Origin of the sequence: Verrucomicrobium spinosum DSM 4136 = JCM 18804 (genome assembly GCF_000172155.1) — a bacterium.
GTDB lineage: Bacteria > Verrucomicrobiota > Verrucomicrobiia > Verrucomicrobiales > Verrucomicrobiaceae > Verrucomicrobium > Verrucomicrobium spinosum.
Window position 1 is genome coordinate 7,848,098 of the sequence record NZ_ABIZ01000001.1, and the last position, 18,830, is coordinate 7,866,927.

The window sequence follows — 18,830 nt, forward strand, 5'->3', positions numbered from 1 at the left end:
GTGGATGACGGCGGCGCTCAACCTTGGGCTGACGCCCTCGAGGCCGTCTCAGTCATTCCTAATTCCAAATTCATCATTCCAAATTTCAATGGTCAGTCCCTCGCCTTCAGCACACCCACCATGTCCAGCTTCTGGATCAGGCGGCTCACCACCAGGAAGGAGAGACCGGCGGCAGAGAGCACCACAATCACGGCCACCGAGTAGGTGGCGGGATTGATGACCAGCGGCATGCGGACGGTCTCGGTGCTGAAGGAGTTGATGATAAAGGTGGTGAGCCCCCGGCCAAACAAGAGCCCCAGCGGCAGAGCGCCCAAGACCAGGAGGCCCAGCTCCCCCAGCAGCACACTGGCCACCTCCTTCTGACTGAAGCCCACCACCCGCAGCGTTGCCAGATCGCGACTGCGCTCAGAAAGGGCAATGCGGGAGCTGTTGTACACCACGCCAAAGGCCACGATGACCGCCAGGGTGAAGTACAACTGACGCAGGATGCCAATGCTCTGCCCGGTGGTGTTGCGGAATGCGGCGAGCTGTTCCTTCTTCACCAGGACAACCGAAGCGCGGGGGGTGTCCTTGGCCTCGCGCATGAACTCCGCCCACTTCGCCTGATCCACCGTCAAGTAGGCACCATTGATGGTGTCTCCCTCCCGCATCATGCGGCGCAGGCTGGCAATGTCCATGTAGGCGGCCACGCCGGCGTAGTCTGTGATCAGGCCTGTGATGGCCACGCGGCGCAGCGGGCGCTGCCCCTCCAGCACCTCCACCTGCACCTCATCGCCAATGCGGGCCCCCAGGATCTCCGCAAGCTTCTCTGACATCACCAGCCCCTCGTCCGGCAGGATGATGGTGTTGCCCTTGTCATCCAGCAGGCGGTTCAGGCTGGCCCCTTTAGGCATGCCCGTAATGGCCAGCTTGCGGGAATGATGACCATACCGCAGCCGTGCCTGCACACTGCGCACGGGCTCCGCCCGCAGCACGCCGGGCAGATGCTCGATGTCATGGAATCCCGTCGGCGATGCCGGCTCCGTGAGGAACACCACCACGTCTTGCCGCTGCTGCAGATTCCACTGGTAGGTGAGCAGGTAGTCGATGCTGTCGTTCATCGCTCCCGGCAACACCATCAGTCCGGTGGCCAGGGAGAGGCCGAACATGGTGAACACCGCCTGCCAGGGCTTGCGCTCGATATTTCGCAGGGCCATGCGGAAGCCGGGGCTGAACCCCTTGGTCAATCCGAGTCGCTCCAGAAGGGAGGGCTTGAAATCTGCGGGCGGTTCCGGACGCATGGCTTCTGCGGGCGGAAGTTTCACCGCCTGACGCACCACCTTCACGACTCCCAATGAGGCCGCACCCGCACTCACAAACAGAGCCAGGCCCAGCGCCCTGAAGTCGAACGTGAACTCCAGCGACGGGAACCGGAAGAACATGGTGTAGAGATTCACCAGCCCACCGCCCATGTAGCGCCCGGCAATGCCGCCCAGAATGGTGCCCAGCACCACGATCACGAGCGCGAACTTCATGTAGTGGAACCCCACCTGGGTCGAGGAGTAACCCAAAGCCTTGAGCTGGGCGATCTGCTCCCGCTGGAGCCGCACCAGGCGTGCGAGCACAGCATTCACCATGAAGGCCGCCACGCTCAGGAAGACCACCGGGTAAGCCACAGAAAGCGCGGTCAGCACGCGAATTTCGTCATCCAGCCGCATGGCGGAGGCATGATCCTTCCTGGTGTAGGCCCCCAGTGCCCCATAGTTGATCAGCAGGCGGTCCATCTCTGCCAGCACAGGTCCGGCCGCCGTGCCCGGGGCGAGATCGGCGCAGAAGTCATTGAAAGCGCCGTCCATGTTGTACGCCACCGCCACGGCGCGATAGTTCATCCAGAACACCCCGTACCGTCTGTTGTCCGGCAGCGTTTCACCCGCCCGGGCTTCGAACACGAACTCCGGTGACAACGCAATGCCCGTGATCACCAGGGTGTCCCGTCGTCCGTTGATGACCGCAGAGACCGAATCCCCCGGTTTCAGGAAATTCGCCTGAGCAAAGGCCTCGCTCACCACCACCTCCCGCCGCTCATCCAGGCGCGGCATGCGTCCCATGCGGAGGAAGAGCTGGTTCAACACCTGCGGCTTGTCCTCCGGCAGGGAGACAATGTGCCCCGTGGCCGGCTCCGCCAGCCCGGGCAGGTCCAGCGTCACATCTAGCACCACGCGCGGCTCCACCGCCGTGACGCCGGGGATCGCCGCCAGCCGGTCCGCCATGGCGAGCGGCGCCCGTTTCAGCGAACCAAACACATCCGCCATCCGGTAGCGCTGGTAGTAGGCCTCCCTCGTGGAATCCAGCGTAAGGATGAGGCTGCGCGTCATCACCATCATCGCCAGACCGCAGGCCATGACCAGGCTCACCGCCACAATCTGGCCCTTCATGCGGCCCAGGTCACGGAACAGCTTGCGGTCAAGAGGAGAGAGCATGGGGGAAAAATTATGAATTATGAATTATGAATGGAGCCCCCCGGAAGCAACCTCCCGCGAGGCACCATGTTGTTTCCTAATTTTTAATTTATCATTTCTAATTTATAATTCTGCATTTTCCGCCTCCGGCAGCGGAGTCTCACCATTCCAGCTTAGAAGCAGGCATGCGGGTCTCATTCGTGCGGGTCTTCACAATCTGTCCGTCGGAGAGGTGCAGCACACGGTCGGCCATTTCCGCCATGGCGGCGTTGTGGGTGATGATCACCGTCAGCGTGCCCAGCTCGCGGTTGATCCGCTCCACCGCCTCCAGCACGGTGATGCCGGTATGCACGTCCAGAGCCCCGGTGGGTTCGTCACACAGCAGCACCTCCGGCCGCTTCGCGATGGCCCGGGCGATGGCGACACGCTGCTGCTCTCCCCCGGAGAGCTGGGAGGGAAAGTGGTCCATGCGCGCCGAAAGTCCCACCATATCCAACGCCTCCTCCGGCTTCATGGGATCGCGCGCAATGTCGGTGATGAGCGCCACGTTCTCCCGCGCCGTCAGGCTGGGGATGAGGTTGTAGAACTGGAAGACGAAACCCACACAGTTCCGGCGGAACAAGGTCAACGTGTTCTCATCCGCATCTGTCAGCTCCCATCCCTTGTAATGGAGCGAGCCGGAGCTCGGCACATCCAGCCCTCCCAGGATGTTGAGCAGTGTGGACTTGCCACTGCCGGAAGCTCCCAGCAGCACGACCAATTCACTGGAATAAAAGTCCAGGTTCACCCCGTGCAGGGCGACGACGTCGAGCTCGCCCGTATGATAGACCTTTTTGAGCTGCCGGGCCTGAAAAACAATCTGCTTGCCGGCTGCGGCAGCCGCGGGCGGGGAGGAGGCGGAAAGCTGGGGCACTGGGGTTTGCCAGTGATCGTTTCTGGCGCGTCAACAGAGTGGAACAACCCGGCGATTTTGCCAATGACAAGTTATTGCATTGTGCAAAGAATCGGCCCTCTCAGGGTTCCCTCCCTCACTTAATGAGTTGAACCACAGTCGTTTATGCAAGGCTGATTCCCGAGGCCGTCCGCGACAATTCGCCACGGATGATTCATTCGCCGTGCGGCGGGCTGCATCAGCTTTTCTCACAGGTTGGTGCAGGCAGGCAACGGTACTTTGGTTTGGTTTATAAATTCACCTGCCGTTAATACTTGCGCTCCGCTTGATTAGTATTACTAATGCTCAAAGGGCGGATGCGGGTATTTCCGCTGAGAATTCAACCTGCTAATGGTGCATGACTGCTTCCCCTGTTCACTCTGCATCAGCACCAGCGGTAGCCACGGGCTGGCTTGATGCCATCCGTGCGCTCCCCGCAGAGGCTGGCACGCGAGTTGCCGCCATCATGCCTGAGCGCAAGAAGGAGGAGGCTCCCTGCCTGCGTCATCGTCGCTTTGCGCCGACCGCTCAGTCCAAGGCGGGATTGGCACGCCGTTTTGCGCGCACGGTGAGCCAGGCCGTCGCCAAGCAGGTCCAGGATCCTCCCGCCGACCCATAAAACCTGTTGGGATAACAAACCCGACAGTGGCAGGTGAGGTTGGGCTGAATGAATGAAGTGCGGCGGCGGCGGAATGAAAGCCCGCCCCTGCGGGTGCGTCCGCGCTCCGCAGTTCAGCACCCCGCGCTTGCTGGGTGCCCACCTCTGGTCCATCGCTAAGAGGTGACTGCCCACATCGACGCCTTTCTTCTCCATCTGGCCACGGAACGGGGGCTTTCGGTGAACTACCAACTGCTCGTGAGACGGGTGCTGGAGACATTTGCCTCCTGGTTGCATCGTGAGCACGATTCAGACGATATCGCCGATGTCACCACCCAGCACATCAGCGGGTTCCTGGGCCATCGCAAGGGGGATGGACTCATCCCCTCCAGCCTGCGCGTGGAACTGGTCGCCCTGAAGATCTTTTTCCGCTGGCTGGCCGCCCGGGGTCGCCGCTTGGGCGATCCTGCCGAGCCGGTGCTGCCGCCTCGCGTGGAGCAATCCCTGCCTGACACGCTCAACGAACCCGAGGTGCGCCGGCTCCTGGAATCCGTGACCGGTCAGGAGCCCCTCGACCTTCGCGACCGCGCCATCCTGGAGATTTTCTACGCCAGCGGTCTGCGCATCAGCGAGGTGACAGGTGCTCGTGTGGAGAACCTCAGCCTGGAAGAGGGGTGGGTCCGCGTCACGGGCAAAGGAAACAAAACCCGCCTCGTGCCCGTGGGCGGGGCGGCCCGGGACGCAATCTCCCGCTACCTCGACTCCGCCCGCCCGCAGCTCGTGAAGCCCAAAACCAAGAGCTTTATTTTCCTGAACCGCAACGGCGGCCAGCTCACCACCGCCCGCGTCTGGCAGATCGTCAAAGAACGGGCGGCTGCGGCCGGCATGGATGCCGATCGCATCTACCCGCACCTCCTGCGCCACTCCTTCGCCACCCACCTGCTGGGCAACGGTGCCGACCTCCGCGTCATCCAGGAGATGCTCGGCCACGCCGACATCGCCACCACCCAGATCTACACCCATGTGGATCAGAAGCGGCTCAAGGACACGCACCGCAAGTTCCACCCGAGAGGGTGACGCGCTCTGCGGGAGCGCGTCAGGTTAACAAGATACAGAATCCAAGAGGAGGTTGTTACTGTGTCTGCACAGAGGCAACCCCACGCCAACGGCGTGATACAAAACAGCCCGGGGTCAGACCGCTAAGCGGTCGCCACCCCGGGTCGCACGCGAAAGCCCTGGAACTCCAAGGGAGTTCTACAAACCGTCCAGATCACCCGGAGACGGCTCTCCTGCATGCGGCAGACACCTCAGGGAGGTAGTCACGGTCTGTAGAACTCACTTCGGAGTTCCGGTGCGCCTGCCCATGAACCCAGGGTGGCGGCTCGTATCTCGCCTTACCCTGGGCTGGTATATGTTTGACGCCCTTGGCGTCAGAGGACTCGTGCCCCATAACCTCACGCGCATGCGCTCCACGGGGAAACTCAAGACACAAGACCTGAGGTGGGCTGAAAGCCTGATGATGGCCAAACTGGCGAGCCCGCTACCCCGACTCCTACCGCCACATCGAAGCTCGAACCCGGAGGGTTCACCATGAATAGCCATGCGGTGAAACGAGCGGAGCGAGTGCAACCCATGGTACGTTCACACCAGGCCATCTACCGCGGAGCGGTAGGCCCATCGCCTTGCCCTCCTCTGACTCCTTTCCACAACATCCCGCCCATCGCCATTTGTCTCCTCAGGCCTACCGCTCCGCGGTAGAACTCTCCAGCCACCCTTATCCCTTACCCCTCTTCCCTTATCCCTCTCCCTCAAGCTACCACCTCCATCGCCACCCTCCCGGACACATCCGTCAGCCGGAAATCCCGCCCGGCATACTCGTAGGTCAGGATCTCGTGATCCAGGCCCAGCAGGTGCAGCATGGTCGCGTGCAGATCATGTGTGCCCATGATGCCGGAGACGGCCTCCGCGCCTGTTTCGTCCGTGGCACCATGCCGCATGCCGCCCTTCACACCGCCGCCGGCCATCCACATGCTGAACCCCTTGGCATTGTGGCCGCGACCGTCGCCATTGCCTTTGTCATCATAAGCACCGCGGCCGAACTCCCCGCCCCACAGCACCAGCGTGTCTTTCAGCATATCCTTTTGTTTGAGATCTGTCAGTAGACCAGCGATGGGCTGGTCGATAGAGGCAGCCCGGCCCAAGGTCCCGATGCGCAGGTTGTTGTGATGGTCCCATCCACCATGCGTAATCTGGATGAAACGCACGCCTTTCTCCGCCAGACGTCTTGCCATCAGGCACTGGGTGCCAAACCTTGCGGTCTCGTTGTTTCCTAATCCGTAGAGGCTCCGCATGGACTCTGGCTCCTTGTCCAGATCCAGCACGCCCGGCACGGAGGTCTGCATCTGGCAGGCCAGTTCCATGGACTGGATCACGCCTTCCAGTTCCGGGTTCGCCGGATCATGCTGCTGCAGCAGACGACGGTTCAGCTTCTGCACAAAGTCCACCTGCCTGCGTTGCGCCGACATGGAAAGATGCGGGTCCAGATTGGGCAGCGCCTGCTGACCGGTCCGAATGCGCGTGCCTTGGAACGTCGCTGGCAGAAACGCCGAGCCATAGTTCATCGCCCCACCCTGATCGTGCGGAGGATCGATGGTGATGTATCCCGGCAGATCCTGCGCCTCCGTGCCCAGACCGTACACCGTCCACGATCCCATGGAGGGCCGGACAAACATGTCATTGCCCGTGTGCAGCGCCACCGTGGCCTGGGAATGCGAGGGCGTGCGCGTCTGGCATCCATTCAGCAGACACAGATCGTCCGCATGCTTCGCCAGCTCTGGAAATGCCTCAGAAATCATGAGCCCGCTCTGGCCCGAAGGATGGAACTTCAATACCGGCCCGAGCAGAGCGTGATTGCCCCCCTCCTTCCCCACCATCTCCGGTTTCCAGTCAAAGGTCTCCATGTGACTGGGACCACCCTGCATGTAGAGGAAGATCACCCGCTTCGCCTTGGCCGGGAAATGCGGCGTCTTGGGAGCCAGGGGGTTCACATACCGGGTGGCCTGCTCCCCGGGTTGCTGGCCATACGTCTTCTGACCGGCCATCGCCGCCAGCGCCAGCCAGCCAAACCCTGCACTCGTCTGCTGGAGAAAGGCCCGCCGGGTATGAGCCAGGACGGTGTTGGAGCAGGTTCGGAGGTTCATGCTGGTGATGGGAGAAAGACGATTGGTTCAATGAAACTCAAATCAAAGCAGATAGCGGAACTCTGCGCTGCACAGCAGCCCCTGCAAAAAAGCGGCCCAGACCTCCCGCCCGGCGAGCCCGCTGCCGGACAAGTCCTTCATCAGGGCCATGGCCGCCTGCACCTCTTGGGCGTCTGGTTTGCGCCCCAGCACTCTCCGCCATCCTGCCTGAACACGTGCCGTGTCATCGCGAAGCGTCTCGTCCTTCACCAACCGATCCGCCGCTTCTTGAGCCAGTTTCACAGTCAGCTCGCCGTTCATCAGGAACAGCGCCTGCGGGGAGACAGTGGTCACTTCCCTTTGTCCTTTGATCTGACTCGGATCTGGGAAGTCAAAGGTCTCCTGCATGGGGCTCAGCAAGGATCGCAACACGGGCAGATAGACACTGCGGTACGGCTCATCTTCATCCACCAGACTTCGTAGTCTGGCCTCGCGGCCCTTGCCTCCGAAGCCTGCCACCTGCACCCCTGTGGGCCGGCGCTCCACCGGCGTACCCGCCACAAAGAAGAGACTGTCCCGGATGGCCTCCACCTCCAGCCGGCGGGAGTTCATCTTCCAGAAGAGCTCGTTGGCCCCGTCCGCCTGCTCTCGCACCGGATCCCCACGACTGCTCATCCGATAGGTGCGGCTCAGCATCACAGTGCGGATCAAGCCTTTGACCGACCACCCTTTTTCCACGAACCGCACCGCCAGATGGTCCAGCAGTTCCGGATGTGTGGGCGCATCGCCTGTCTGGCCAAAGTCATCCACCGATCTCACAATGCCCCGGCCAAAGAGGTGCTGCCAGATCCGGTTCACCATGACGCGTGCGGTGAGAGGATGATTGGGCTTGGTGAGCCAGCGGACCAGTTCCGTCCTGCCGCTCGCCTTCGCATCCACTGCTGGGAACTTGGGCAACTGGGGAATGGCCAGCGCGCCCCGTGCGGGCGCTTCACCCCGGTCATACGCATCCCCTTTGATCGCGATGGGACAGTCCTCCATCTCCCCTTCCTCCACCCCCATGGCGCGCGTGGGGTCGTAGCGGAAGTACACCGGATAACCCCGCGAGGGCTGCGTCATCTCCATGGCCGCCATGGAGCCGCCATCCTCCTCCATGTCGGACTGCCCAGATGCACCCTTCCCATCCACACTGGCCACTGCCGCAGATGCCACCTGCTTCGCCACCGGCACGCGCAGCAGCGCCTCCTCATCCACATATCCGTTGGCTCCTAGATTGCCCTTGGGGCGCTGTCCCGACCAGGTCTGGGTGCTGTAGAAAATGCCCGCCAGGGCGTAGTAGTCCCGCTGAGTGACCGGATCCGTCTTGTGGTCATGGCACCGGGCACAGCTGATCGTCAGCCCCATGAAGGCCCGGGTGGTCACGTCGATCTGGTCATCCACCCGGTCCAACCGGAACAACTCGCCCCCTTCTGACAAATCCAGCGATGCCATGGTGAGCAGGCCTGTGGCGATCAATTGCTCAGAGCGTTGGGCTGGCGTTGACGCAGGCAGCAGATCCCCCGCCACCTGCTCCGCAATGAAACGATGGTACGGCTTGTCCTGATTGAAGGCATCAATGACATAGTCGCGATAACGACGGGCAAACGGAAAGGCCGCATTCATCGTGCGCCCCACGCTGTCGGAGTAGCGCACCACATCCAGCCAATGCCGCCCCCACCGTTCGCCAAACCGGGGTGACTGGAGCAATCGATCCACCACTTTTGCAAAGGCTGCATCGTTGGAAGCACGATCTTGAAGAAAGTCGTCCATCTCCCGCTCCGTCGGTGGGAGGCCGGTCAGGTCATAGGTCGCACGACGCAGCAGCACTTCCCTGCCAGCATCGGGATTGGGCTGGATGCCTTTGGCCTCCAGACGTACCAGGATGAACCGGTCGAGATCGTCCTTCACCCAGTTCACCGCCAGGGGCGCTGGCATCGCAGGCCGGTATAAGGGGCGGAAGGACCAGGGAATCTCCTTTTCCTTGGCCAAGACTTCCCCTGTCGAGGTCAGCAATGTGACTCCGATGGCGACCCCATGTATGATCAACTGTGCATTCATAGCATGCAGCCTTTGATTTTGAGTCCGTATCTTCCCTCGGTTTCACCCCTGCTTGCCCAGCCAGGCACTGAGGGTCTGCACATTCTTCACAAAGGTCTCGCTGTAGATCACGCCGCCGGGCGGGGTTGTCTTTTTCCCGTTCGCATCTCGCATGACACCACGGTCGCCATCCTTCTCCCTCCATGCCCCCTGGCTGTCCAGGGCGGCCACGATGTCGGCGACCTCCGCATCCGTGGGTGGCTTGGCAGCAGCCTTGGATTGGACAAAGCCCGGCACCGGCGTGCCTTGATGGATCCGTTGCCAGGCTGCCTGGATCAGATCCAGTTCCGGATCCCAGAGCCAGCCGTAGTTGGAGGCCGTGCGGTCGTCTTCATACGTCAGCTCGTGCCCTTTGCCACCCGGCCCCCGCTTGAAGTAGAGCGGCTTGTTGGTCTCCAATTCATAGAACCTGGCCAGCTTGCCGGAGGGCAGGATGGACTTGCGCAAATACACCACCGCTGGCGGGATGGGTTGCAGGTATTTCTTGTCTCCCGTCACCGCCGCCAGGCGCAGCAGCGCCCACATCATGCTCTGGGACTCCCTGCCGCTCACGGCGGGACACTCAAAGGCCCTGCTCCACACGGGCTGCATGTTCTCATCATACTGCTGCGCCCAGGCAGGTTGGGGTTGGGGAAGCTGCGCCAGCAGGAGGAAGTCACCCGCGCGTTTTGCCGCCTCCAGATACTTGGGATCCTGGTACACCTGGGAGGCCAGGATCAGGGCGTCCATCGCTGTGGCATGCAGGTTGTCGTTCGTCACGTAGCACCCGGTGAAATCCTTCGTCCAGGTGCGGGACCAGGATTTAGGAAATGACGCCTGCTTCAGGGGATAACGCGACACCGACGGCGGTGCCTCGGGATAGGTCTCGTGATTGGTGGACCAGCCTCCCGCAGGATACTGCACCTTCAACAGGGTCTCCAGGGCAAACCGGGCCGCCTCGTGGATCTCCTCATCCTTGAAACCTGTGGCCTTGTCAGCACGCACCAGCAGGCGGATGGCGCTCTGCGTTACATCATCGTCCAGAGTGGTCTGGTTGTCCCCCTTGTGCTTGCCCACCTTCCACAGGTGCCACCCCGCCTCCCCCTTGGGCCAAGTCTGTCCCGAGATCAGCTTGCCCTGCGCGTCACGACGATAGAGCCACTTCTGCCGGTCCGCGCTGCCGAAACTGCCCGAGTAGTACCACCCCCCAGAGCTGAGTTGCGTCCGGCTCAGGGCGTGCGCGGCATCCACCGCCGCCTTCAGACACGCAGGGTCGCCAGTTGTTTCATAGGCATCCAGAAACGCGAGCCCCACGGCCGGAGTGCCTGGAGGCTGGATCCAGATCGTGTCCGGGCCGGGGATGCCCTCCGCCTCCCGCAGGGAGAAATCCGCACTGTAGCGGTACACATACCCGCCGTGTGTGGCGGCTTTGCCATGGTAAAACGCCACCGCCTTCAGCAGCGCGGCCTTGGCCGTGGCCGGAGAAGCCGGGGGCGCTGCCGACAAGGGACCTGCCAGTGGGAGCAAAAGCAGCCAGCCCAGCCCCGAGATGGAACCGGTTGTGAGGAGTCTTTTCATGTCAGGACGTATGGTGGCGGTTACCTTGAACCTGCGCCGACTGCCTCCCCGGGCCGTGTCGACACGAAACCCACATTGACCACTTGGGCCTGCTGACACAGCTCCAGCGCCCGCGTCACATGCTTGTAGGCGGTATCGGGCGTGGCCTGTAGCTTCACCACCTGGTCTCTCCCGTTGGCAGCCTGCTGTTTCAGCTTGGCCAGCAAGATCTCCTCCGTCACGTCCTGCCCGTTGGCGGTGAAGGAGCCGTCTGCCTGAATCCCCACCAGGAGATCGATCCGGTCCTTCCTGGTCGCCTTGCCTCGCACAGCCTCCCCATCAGCTGCGCCCTTCTTGCCCTCAGCAGCACCCGCTTTTCCATCGCGATCGCCCTCTTTGCGCGGTTGGTCACCGTCCTTGAGTCCGGCCTTCTTCATTTCGCCATCACGGGGTCCCGCCTTTTTGCCTTCACCATCGCGCGGCCCTTGCTTGCCGCCATCGCCATCGCGAACGCCTGCTTTTTTCACGCCATCGCCATCACCATCGCGCCGTCCCTGCTTGCCACCATCACCATCTCTTTGCCTCGTCTTCACTCCTTCTCCGTCACGGGCGGATTCTTTGTTTCCTTTATCCCCTTCTTTGACTCCGCCTTCTCGCGGAGCACCATCCTCTTTGGCAGCCGGTCCCTTCGGGGCTTCGCCATCAGCCTGGGCGGTGGTGAAAGTCACCAGCGCCAGCAGGGGCACCAGGGCAAGGGCGACGCGATGCCACCACGGAGAGGGAAGCGGAGAAGCAATCATATGGATGCGTTTTTGGATCTCACGTTGTCTTTTGCCAAAAGGCATGAGCGCCGCCCCCGCGGTCGCAGGCACACGGACCGCCGTCAGGTGATTCTCCAGTGTCTTGAGCAGGGCCATGCCGTAGGACACCCGCTGCTCCCCGCTCATCGCCGCCAGCGCCACGCGGTCGCATTCCAGCTCCCGGTCTGCGCGCAACCGCCGCAGCATCAGCCACACGAGCGGGTTGCACCAGTGCAGTGCTGCCACTGCCAGCCCCACCCAGCCCCACAACACATCCTGCCGCTTCACATGGGCCAGCTCATGCAGGAACATGCCCCGGATCTCATCTTCCGTGTAGTTTCCTGCAAGCTTCGATGGCACCAGAATGCAGGGCCGCACCCAGCCCCAGAGGGCTACCGTGGGCAGCCCGGGCACCTCCAGCAGCGCCGGACGACGTGCGACACTCAGCCGCTGCGCCGCCCAGTCCAGCATGGGCTGCAACTCCGACCCAGCGGCCCTGCCACGCTGGCGGACCATGCGCCACAGCATGGCATGCGAAGCAGCAGCCCATCCGGCCACAGCCAGCACACCGACCGCCCACAGGCCCGTCAAGATCGTGGCTGCATTCGGCCATGTGCTCGCCGCACTCCGCTCCCCGGGTTGCTGAATCGAGGAAACAATCTCTCTCTCAGCGCCTGCCTTCACGAACTGCCCGAGAGATTCCTGCCGCACCGGCTCGTGACTCACGGACAACACTTGCGAACCTTCCAGCCAGCCGAGCGGATGACTGGCCAGCGTTGGCACCGCAGGCAACAGCAACCGCACAAGGAAGAGGGCTCCCAACAGCAACCGCACGCGGACCGGAAATCTCCCCCACCAGCCCAATGCCACCAGCAGGGCCAGCGCAGGCACCATCACCAGTGAAGTATGTCCCGCCCAGGCGGCCACCTTTTCCAGCAACGGAAGCATGAGATCTGCATTCATGACTGGCTCTCCGGTGCGGGTTTGTTCTGTTGGCTCAGTTGCTTCTGTTGCAGTTCCAGGAGCTTGCGCATCTCCTCCAGCTCTGCGGGCGTGCACTCCTGCCTTTCCAGAAAACAGGCCAGCAAAGGAGCGAGCTTCCCGCCAAAGACACGATCCACAAAGGTCCGGCTGGCCTCATGCACGCACCGGTCCTCCTCCACCCGGGGCAGGTAAACATACTCCCGCCCCTGCTGGCGAAAGCCCAAAGCTCCCTTCTGTACCAGCCGGTTGATCAGGGTCTGCACCGTCTTGGGTTTCCACGCCTGCCGTCCCTTGAGCGTCTGCACCACATCCTTCGCCGTCGCCTCCCCCAGCCTCCAGAACTCCGTCATCACCACCCACTCCGCATCTGAGATCGGCGGGATCGCTTCGTGGTTGTCGGCAGTTCGGGGAGTGGGCTTGGCGGCAGGCATGCGCTGAAAATGAAATTCGGGATTGGATTACACACGTAATCGCAATTCGATCACAATCGTAATCGATCGACAAGCAGGAAATTCAGTCCTTCAAAAAAACTTGGGCCGCTCTGATGCCGCTCCACCAGAAAACTGAAAACTTGAAACGGAAAACTCCTCACCCCGCAAGAACTCCCATTGTCGCCAAGTTTGTCTTGTCCGGGCTTTGCCCATCCGTTCTGATCTGATGCGCTTCACGCCGCTTTCTCTCTCTTCATGAAACCATATCTCGCCCCCCTCTTCACGCTCTCCCTGGCTGCCGCCTCGGCCCTGGGTCAATCCACCCCACCGCCCGCCGCCACCGGCAAGTGGGCCAAACAGCAGCTCACGGATGTCTTCTGGGCGGAAGGAGTGGCCGTGGCTGATGTCAACAAGGACGGCAAAGCCGACGTCCTCTACGGGCCCTACTGGTATGCAGGTCCGGAGTTCAAAACCAAGACCAAAATCTATTCCGATGCCGACCGGTTTAAGGTGAAAGCCGCCGATGGTTCCGAGACGGAGCTGGAAGGGTTCAAGGGTGCAAAGACGCAGGAGAATGGCTACAGCAACAACTTCCAGTCCTTTGCCCACGACGTGAACAACGATGGCTGGGCCGACTACGTGGTGGTCAGCTTCCCCGGCAAGGAAACCTTCTGGTTCGAGAACCCGAAGGGTGGCCAGGGTGAGTGGGCCAAACATGTGGTCTGGACCCCCACCGACAACGAAAGCCCCATGCTCACGGACATCAATGGCGACGGTCTGCCGGATCTGCTCTGCATGAGCAACGGCCATCTCGGCTTCGCCACCTACGATGCCAAGGCCCCCACCCAACCCTGGTCCTGGTACGGCGTCACGCCTCGCATGGCCTGGCAAAAGTACACCCACGGCATCGGCTACGGTGATGTGAACGGCGACGGCAAGGTGGACCTCCTGGAAGGCAGCGGCTGGTGGGAACAACCCGCCTCGCTGGAAGGCAAGCCCGCCTGGAAGAAACACGACGCCACCTTCGCCACCAAGGGCGGAGCGCAGATGTACGTGTACGACGTGAATGGCGACGGTCGCAACGACGTGATCAGCAGCCTCGCCGCCCACGAATACGGTCTGGCCTGGTTCGAGCAGAATGCCGACGGCACCTTCAAGCAACACCTCATCGTCGGCACCCCTGCCGAAGCCGGCACCACCGGCCTCATCTTCTCCCAGCTTCACGCCATTGAGCTGGTGGACATGAACGGCGACGGCGTGAAGGACATCGTCACCGGCAAGCGCTTCTGGGCCCACGGTGCCAAGGGCGACCCCGAGCCCAATGCCCCCGCCGTCCTCTGGTGGTTCGAGCTCAAACGCGACGGTGGCAAGGTCACCTGGGAGCCCCACTTCATCGACGGCGACTCCGGCGTGGGCACCCAGTTCGTGGTGGCCGATGTCAACGGCGACGGCAAACCCGACGTGGTGGTGGGCAACAAGAAAGGCGCCTACGTCCACACCCAGAAGTAAGCTCGTTCACTCCTGAACCTCTCTCTCTAGCCCAGGGCCCGGCCTCATGTGCCGCCCTGGGCTTTTTCATATCCACGACACTCCCAGCTCATGGAAGCTGTTCGTAGTTCAATCTTTAGATTGCTCAGTCTTGACCTCCACATATTCCCATACCCAATCCCCTTCGTAGCCAGGCTCATACAGCTTGGTCTTCTCCGGATTCTCTGAATCGAGGATGCGCCTTCCACCATCGTCCTCTCTGTCAGGCCCCGTCATCCAAAGTCGATATCGCCCGTCCTCGGTGCGTCGATAGCTGACAGGACCGTTCGTCATGGGATCCACAGCTGCCCCCACCGGCTTGCCATTCTCATCTACTAACTCAGTCAGTCTCTCCGGGTAACTTCCGTGAACCAGATAAAAAGCCTCCAACGAGCATGCTGTCCTCATCATTTGCACCATTCCTTCCGCGTTGGCTGTGCGCTGCACGATCCTGGTCATCATGGGAAACACCAGGCGGCTCAGGAAGTAATCCGGATAGAGAAAAAGACTCGATTTTGATTTTCCCTTCAGTTCCTCCACCTCACGGTGATGTTCTTTCATCGTCGTGAAACCCTCATCCCGCAGGGGCTTGATGAAGTGTTCGAGGTAGATCGCAGCCATCGTCGCTGTGTTGGCATCATAGGCTCCGGTCGGCACTCCTTTCACCAGCGCATCTTTCCACCATGCTCTCGATTCCCCCGCCGCCAGTTCACCTGCCACTCTCTTGTCAGGATCATCCCGTATCCAGCAGATACTGCTCACGTTCGTTGCCAACTCCCCTCGAAATGCCTGCAAAACCGCCGTGTAGGGACTCATCTGGTCAAGCTCCCTGCGAAGCCGACGGAAGTCGTCCGCAGTTCCCGCTCTGGCCCGGCAAAACTCCCACATGGGTTGCGTCACGATGGCCGTCTGTGTTATTGCAACCAGTGCTCCGATGACCAACCCTTCTTTTTCCGTAGCCTGAGCAAGGCGCAATTGCAGCAGGATGGCCTCGTACCCAGCGCGGGCATGTCCCGCCTGAAGCGCTGCCACAGCTCTGAGCGCAAGATAATTGGTCATCTCCTGGATGTGCTTGTAGTGGGGAACCTCCAGGGCGAACATCATATCTGGCAGCTCGCGGGTCTTCAACGAGGGCACCCACATGGCGTGTGGACGATCCACACCGGACATCATTTCCTGAACCAACGAGTCTTGGGCGGACAATGCCGTGAAGATGTCATCTGCGTCATTGCCTGTGGCGTCGCGCATCCTCACCTTGCCTCCGGCTCTCAACCATTCTGCGGTCCGTGCAAGGTTGACGGGCGAGCTGAGTGAAGCCCAGGGGTTCGTCGTCGGACGCGGTTTTTCATCTCCAGTCTTGGCAGCAATTTCAAACCCTGCCAACCGCTCCCGCACCCCATCACCCTCCGCTCCCGGCAACGTGATGTTCTTGAAAACGGGCAAGCCACCCAAGTTCTCGCTGTCTGGCGGTGGCTCAGGCAGCAGGGACTTGAAATCCAACGTCTCCCCTTCCCTGGCAATCTGCTGCTCGGCGTGGAGCAGCATCTGCCGGCCTTTCCAGTTCAGCAGCCAGTAAGTTCCAACCACCAACAACACACAGACAAGGGCAAGCCCCAGCACGATGCGAAACCAGAGCGGGCAGAAGAATCTCTTGAGGGCTCTCAACAAAATCATATGGGCGGGGGGATTCTCCGTCTTATACCCCGCCTTGATGACGGAGAAAACCCTGCACTGCACCCTTTTTTGACACGGAGACTCACCCAACCGAGTTCACTTGCCACCCCTCTCCCACACCCAGTCCCCCTGATACTTCTCATCCGAGTACTTGGTGGACTCCGGATTCTTCGCATCCAGCACCCGCTTCCCTTCGTCGTCCTTCCGATCGACACCCGCGGTCCAGAGCCGGTACTGCCCATTCTCCAGCTTCTGGTAGCGGAGAGGCTGGCGGTTCAGAGGGTCCAGGGGAACCTCGTAACCTTCAGCCTTCAGTTCCTCCAGGTTCGCGGGATAACTCTGACTCTGCAGGAAGTGCGATTCCAGGGCGCAAGCCGACTTCATCTGCATCACCAGAGTCTCGATGTAAGCAGTCCGGATGATGACGCCCCTCAGGGCTGGCAGGGCCAGTTGCGCCAGAATGGTGTTGGGATTCCACAGGTAATTGGCCCGGGCATCCATGAGCAGGGCTTCCAGTTCCGGCTGCCGGTCGATGCAGCTGGCCAGTCCCTCGTCGCGAAGGGGTTTGATGAAATACTTGAGGTGCAGCGTGATGAGGGTGGCCAGGTTCGCATCGAACCAGCCGTCCGGAATGAGCCGGACCGTCGGAGCCATGTCCTTCCCCCGCGAGTGCCCCAGCAGGGCGATCATGATGTCTTCATCCTCCTGTCCCTTCAACGATTGCACAGAGGTGACCGCCATGGTCATCTCCGCACGTTCCCCCACCAAGAGCGACTCGGATGGCTTCAACCAGCCCACCGCGCGCCCCAGACGCTGATAGTCTTCCACCGTCCCCACCCGGGCCTCACACACCTCCCAGAGGGCCTGCGCCAGCATGGTCGTCTGAGCTATGCTCACCAGGGTGCCGATCAACATGGGATCCTGCTGGGTGGCTTCCGCCAGCCGGGTCAGAATCAAGAGTGATTCGTGAGCCACCTTGGCATCGCCCACTTGCGCCGCAGCCACGGCCCTCAGGGCAAACCAGGTCCCCATCTTGTTCAGCACGTCATAATGGGGCACCTCCAGGGAGTACATCATGGCAGGGAAATCGCGTGTCTTCCACGCTGGGGTCCACTGTGCCTCAGGACGGTCCAGCCCTTTTGCTATTTCCTGAACCATGGCGTCACGCGCAGCCATCCACTTCAAGATGTCCCGGGCCGGGTCTCCAGAATCCCCCAGAAGGATCGGCTCCTTAGCTTTCGCGTTCTTCAACCACGTCAGCCACGCGGCCAGATCCGTCTTCTTGCCCATGTTCAGGCCGTTTCCCAGCTTGGGCCGGGGTGGCCCTTCCGCGTCCGGCAGAGTGAGTGCACGCAGAGCCTGACGCACGGCTTCCGCCTCCGCTGCTCCCGCCTGGCGGTTCCCGAGAGCCAGGTTCTTGAAGACGGGGAGCGCGCCAAAATTCCTCTCATCAGGCACGGGGTCGGGTACCACGGCACGATACTCCAGCGACTCTCCCGTCGCCGCCACCTCGGCCCGCACCTTCGCCCAGGCGCGGGCTCCAACCCAGTTGTAGCATTGGTAGATGAGGACCAGCAGCGTGACCAGGGAGGCCACCAGCCAGGTCAGGGCGCGGAACCACCGGCGACGCCAGCAGGATTGGATAAAATCAGGTACTTTCATGGAACTTCGACAGCTTGATTTTGTGCATTGATCGCCAGGAGGGCATCCAGAGCGGTGAGAGGCAGCTTTCCCCGGGAGACCCCTCCATCGGCATCGCCAGGATGGTTCAGCGTTGCGACCATCGATGGTGACGCCACATCACCTACCTTGGGGGTGGTCAGCTTGAGGACAAAAATCACGCACCAGGCAGCTCCCAGAGTCACCAGCAGCCAGCGGGGACCCACCGCCTTCGTGGTCTGATCGCGCGACTCTGACGCCCGCGCTAGAATCTCCTGCTTCCAGGCAGGCGTGGGATCATGCCGCTGCCCTCGTGCCTCCAGCAAGCGGTCACGCAGCTCTTGTTCAAAGTCATCGTCGTGGTTCATCACTCAGAAAGGGTTTCAGGTTTCCTGTTTCAGTTCCTGGTACAACGGCCGCAACAGGGTGCGGAGCTTGTCCATGGCATAGCGGTAACGGCTGGCCGCCGTGTTCGCTGGGATGCGCTGGGTCTCCGCTATTTCCTCGAACGTCATCCCCTGCCACAGCTTCAGCTCCGTGACCGTGCGTTGATCCTGCGGCAGGGATGCCAGGGCCTGTTCGAGCTGGCTCGCCAGCACGTTCGCATCCGGATCCTCCGCCACACTGAACATTGCTCCAACTTCGTCAGCAGAGCGCAGCTCATAGTCCGCCCGCGTCTTCCTCCTCCGGAGCAAGTCCACCGCCAAGTTGTGCCCCATGCGATAGATCCAGGCCTTTTCGCACTCAGCCAGCACTGCCTTCTCACGGGCCAGCTTGATGAAGAGTTCCTGCAAGAGATCCCGTGCGTCCGCCTCGCACTTCACGATGGCGGCAAAGTAGCGGAACAGACCGGATGCATGCGCATCGTAGAGGCGTTCCAGATCTTCGTCTTTCATGGCGGTCGCAGCGGAGGGATCTCAATTTCCCCGCTACGACG

At 61.5% G+C, this 18,830-nt stretch carries 14 protein-coding genes; 3 read left to right on the forward strand and 11 right to left on the reverse strand.

Annotation, left to right across the window (positions count from 1 at the left end; translation table 11 throughout):
* Positions 1 to 92 precede the first annotated feature (92 nt).
* Positions 93 to 2,459 (reverse strand): ABC transporter permease, encoded by a 2,367-nt coding sequence (locus VSP_RS31575; RefSeq protein WP_009965769.1) that lies wholly within the window; start codon positions 2,457 to 2,459, stop codon positions 93 to 95.
* Positions 2,460 to 2,598: 139 nt separating this feature from the next.
* On the reverse strand, positions 2,599 to 3,351 hold the full coding sequence (locus tag VSP_RS31580; RefSeq protein WP_009965771.1) for an ABC transporter ATP-binding protein: 753 nt from the start codon (positions 3,349 to 3,351) through the stop codon (positions 2,599 to 2,601).
* Positions 3,352 to 3,727: 376 nt separating this feature from the next.
* Between VSP_RS31580 and VSP_RS31585 the strand changes: the two genes are divergently transcribed.
* Both VSP_RS31585 and VSP_RS31590 read left to right on the forward strand, forming a co-directional pair.
* Positions 3,728 to 3,988, forward strand: coding sequence for a hypothetical protein (locus tag VSP_RS31585; protein WP_009965773.1), 261 nt, complete (start codon positions 3,728 to 3,730; stop codon positions 3,986 to 3,988).
* Positions 3,989 to 4,150: 162 nt separating this feature from the next.
* Complete coding sequence (locus VSP_RS31590; protein ID WP_009965774.1) at positions 4,151 to 5,044, forward strand: site-specific tyrosine recombinase; 894 nt, start codon at positions 4,151 to 4,153, stop codon at positions 5,042 to 5,044.
* A 731-nt stretch (positions 5,045 to 5,775) separates the two neighbouring features.
* Here the strand turns inward: VSP_RS31590 and VSP_RS31595 are convergent.
* Genes VSP_RS31595 through VSP_RS31615 form a run of 5 tightly spaced genes read right to left on the reverse strand, consistent with a single transcriptional unit; the run spans position 5,776 to position 13,033 of the window.
* Entirely contained in the window at positions 5,776 to 7,167 is a 1,392-nt protein-coding gene (locus VSP_RS31595; RefSeq protein ID WP_009965775.1) for a DUF1501 domain-containing protein, read from the reverse strand.
* Between the two features lie 42 nt (positions 7,168 to 7,209).
* The gene (locus VSP_RS38390) at positions 7,210 to 9,243 is read right to left on the reverse strand and encodes a DUF1549 and DUF1553 domain-containing protein (RefSeq protein WP_009965777.1); all 2,034 of its coding nucleotides are present in this window, start codon (positions 9,241 to 9,243) and stop codon (positions 7,210 to 7,212) included.
* A 42-nt stretch (positions 9,244 to 9,285) separates the two neighbouring features.
* Positions 9,286 to 10,839 carry a pectate lyase gene (locus VSP_RS38395; RefSeq protein ID WP_009965778.1) on the reverse strand — a complete coding sequence of 518 codons (1,554 nt, stop codon included), beginning with the start codon at positions 10,837 to 10,839 and terminating at the stop codon, positions 9,286 to 9,288.
* Positions 10,840 to 10,859: 20 nt separating this feature from the next.
* Positions 10,860 to 12,581 carry a M56 family metallopeptidase gene (locus VSP_RS31610; RefSeq protein ID WP_009965779.1) on the reverse strand — a complete coding sequence of 574 codons (1,722 nt, stop codon included), beginning with the start codon at positions 12,579 to 12,581 and terminating at the stop codon, positions 10,860 to 10,862.
* A complete protein-coding gene (locus VSP_RS31615) occupies positions 12,578 to 13,033 on the reverse strand; it encodes a BlaI/MecI/CopY family transcriptional regulator (RefSeq protein WP_009965780.1) in 456 nt (151 codons plus the stop codon). Before VSP_RS31615 ends, VSP_RS31610 begins: the two co-directional genes overlap by 4 nt.
* Before the next feature lie 255 nt (positions 13,034 to 13,288).
* Here VSP_RS31615 and VSP_RS31620 point away from each other — a divergent pair, with 255 nt between their 5' ends.
* Positions 13,289 to 14,542: an FG-GAP-like repeat-containing protein gene (locus VSP_RS31620; protein WP_009965781.1), complete on the forward strand. Its 1,254-nt coding sequence runs from the start codon at positions 13,289 to 13,291 to the stop codon at positions 14,540 to 14,542.
* 108 nt (positions 14,543 to 14,650) lie between these two features.
* Here VSP_RS31620 and VSP_RS31625 read toward each other — a convergent pair whose 3' ends face one another.
* The 4 genes from VSP_RS31625 to VSP_RS31640 all read right to left on the reverse strand — a co-directional run bounded on the left by VSP_RS31625 (position 14,651) and on the right by VSP_RS31640 (position 18,789).
* The gene (locus VSP_RS31625) at positions 14,651 to 16,228 is read right to left on the reverse strand and encodes a hypothetical protein (protein ID WP_198141274.1); all 1,578 of its coding nucleotides are present in this window, start codon (positions 16,226 to 16,228) and stop codon (positions 14,651 to 14,653) included.
* 102 nt (positions 16,229 to 16,330) lie between these two features.
* Positions 16,331 to 17,896, reverse strand: coding sequence for a hypothetical protein (locus VSP_RS31630; RefSeq protein ID WP_009965783.1), 1,566 nt, complete (start codon positions 17,894 to 17,896; stop codon positions 16,331 to 16,333).
* Complete coding sequence (locus tag VSP_RS31635) at positions 17,893 to 18,261, reverse strand: hypothetical protein (RefSeq protein WP_009965784.1); 369 nt, start codon at positions 18,259 to 18,261, stop codon at positions 17,893 to 17,895. The genes VSP_RS31630 and VSP_RS31635 overlap by 4 nt, the downstream gene beginning before the upstream one ends.
* A gap of 15 nt (positions 18,262 to 18,276) precedes the next feature.
* A complete protein-coding gene (locus VSP_RS31640) occupies positions 18,277 to 18,789 on the reverse strand; it encodes an RNA polymerase sigma factor (protein ID WP_009965786.1) in 513 nt (170 codons plus the stop codon).
* Between the last annotated feature and the right edge of the window lie 41 nt (positions 18,790 to 18,830).